At 50.1% G+C, this 2,090-nt stretch carries 3 protein-coding genes; 2 read left to right on the forward strand and 1 reads right to left on the reverse strand.

Annotated elements, in window-relative coordinates; translation table 11 throughout:
* Positions 1–208 (reverse strand): hypothetical protein (locus ACN0IC_RS15140; protein WP_416879591.1); only part of this gene is annotated, 208 nt, incomplete at its 3' end.
* Between the two features lie 335 nt (positions 209–543).
* Here ACN0IC_RS15140 and ACN0IC_RS15145 point away from each other — a divergent pair.
* Together ACN0IC_RS15145 and ACN0IC_RS15150 are read left to right on the forward strand one after the other, a co-directional pair.
* Entirely contained in the window at positions 544–1,554 is a 1,011-nt protein-coding gene (locus ACN0IC_RS15145; protein WP_416879589.1) for an AraC family transcriptional regulator ligand-binding domain-containing protein, read from the forward strand.
* Between the two features lie 100 nt (positions 1,555–1,654).
* A partial coding sequence (locus ACN0IC_RS15150; RefSeq protein ID WP_416879590.1) for a phytoene desaturase family protein occupies positions 1,655–2,090 on the forward strand: 436 nt, incomplete at its 3' end.

Here is a 2,090-nt window from a genome sequence, read left to right on the forward strand (position 1 = left end):
GCGCCAGGTAGTTCTCTGCCGCATGATAGGGGATCCCCGCCATGGGAATCGGCTTGCCGGCACTCTGGCCCCGTTGGGTCAGGGTAATGTCCAGCAACCGCGCCGCCTTCTGTGCATCACCAAAGAACAACTCGTAGAAATCGCCCATGCGGTAGAACACCAGCTGATCCGGGTGCTCGGCCTTGATACCGAGGTATTGCTGCATCATCGGCGTATGTTGGCTCAGGTCCGCGCTCACGGTTCCTCCGGGGGTATCAGTGGTAGAAATCAAAAGGGGGATGATATAGGGAATGGAGGAAGGAATCATGGGGTCGCTCATAGGGCAGAGGGAGCGGCCGGGGACTCTGTTGTTAGGCAGGTTGATCGGATAGCGGGGGAGATGAAATTAATGTTCCCCGCCCTTGTTACAGCCACCTGGCAAATCCACGGTAGCGATTATTTTGCCGGCATGCCCAAGAGGCTTGGTGTTTTTCGCGGCGGTCAATCGCTTATTGATGAAGTTGCGTTACGTTTTAGGCACAAAACCTGATGATATTGGAAAATATGCGCCCTTCTCCTCGTGTTCGTCTATCCGCCTCAATCGTTGATGTTTTGGATTCTTTCATCGAGTCCGTCAGACCGGAGCTTATCGTCGACCGCAAGGTAGAAGATGGATGCTGTGATCTAACCTTGAATGAGCTGCGAGATCTAATAGAGACGGCGGCTAGCTGTCAATCGCCGAAGGAGCCTCTGTCGATACAGCTGTTACGATACTTGCCAGTAACGGCGGCTGGTGACGTGGGCATCGCTTCGATGACAGCGGCAACTCTGGGAGAGGCGTTGGAGACAGGAGTGCGGTTTTTGCCGTTGGTCTTTACTCTTTTTGACTGCCATCAGTATTCTTCCGGCAATAAAGTCGTAGTGGAAATGCGCTGCCGGCATGATCTTGGAGAAACCTGTAATGCGGTTTTAACGGAGTTACAAGCGGGATTGTTTAGAAATATGGCATTTTTTGCTCAGCATGCCCCGCAGTCTAGCAATAAGACCCGCTATAGGATGCGTTTGTCATTTTCCCATGAGCCTCAGGGTGACAAGCAGGCGTATCGTGAAATATTTGGCGAAGTTCCTGATTTTGGTCAAGCAACAAATTGCTTTTCCCTGAGTAAGCAAGTTCTTCGGCAGTCTTTGTTAACGGCTAACCGCGTTACTCATTCTGCGCTTATAAAAACCCTTGAGGAACGATTACATCGTTATGGAGTTTCTGAATCGGTTTCAGATAGAGTTCGGAATTTGATTCGGAAGGCTTTGGTTGAGGGTGAGTTGTTAACAAGCGAAGAGATGGCTCTTCGCTTGTTTATGTCATCTAGGACTCTAAATAGGCGCTTAGAAAAAGAAAATACTCATATAAGGCTCTTGATGGACCAGGCTCGACTCGAGTACGCCAAGCGGCTTCTTCAAACGACAAGCTTGCCAATTTCCACAGTTGCCAATAAATCTGGTTATAAAAACCCTTCTTCCTTTTCTCGCGCTTTCAAAAGGTATTTTGACGTTTCACCGGGTCAATGCCGCTCCTAAATAGAATGCCGACAGAAAATAATGGCGCCTTCTGCACATTGTTGGCAGCTCATGCACTGAATGCTCTGGTTAGACTCCGTGAAGATTTAAGTGGCATTGAATGGCCGCTAACGACGGAGAGAAAGATATGTCAAATCAGCTTGATAGTAGGTGGGATGCCATTGTTGTTGGAGCCGGGCTCGGGGGCATGAGTAGTGCGGCCTGTCTGGCTGCTGCAGGAAAGAAAACGTTGCTGATAGAGCGCCATACCGTCATAGGCGGTAGCTCCCATGTATTTCGCCGAAAAAAACAGTGGGAATACGACTGCGGGGTGCACTACATGGGCGGGTGCGGTCCTGGTGAGGCTGTGCCTGCGGTAATGCAAGGTTTGGGTCTTGATGACCGGATAGAGTGGCTGCAGTTAGACCCTAATGGTTTTGATACCGTGCGGGGGCCAGATTTGGAGTTCAAGGTCCCTGCTGGCTGGGATGCTTATCTCGATTCTCTCATTCGAACTGTCCCAAAACATGAAAAGAAGCTTCGGTTCTATATAAGGG

The organism is Litorimonas sp., assembly GCA_029936425.1.
Taxonomy (GTDB): Bacteria; Pseudomonadota; Alphaproteobacteria; order Caulobacterales; family Maricaulaceae; genus Litorimonas.

Excerpts from the sequence above, each read along its gene's own strand:
- ACN0IC_RS15145 (WP_416879589.1), top strand. The coding sequence starts at position 544 with ATGCGCCCTTCTCCTCGTGTTCGTCTATCCGCCTCAATCGTTGATGTT.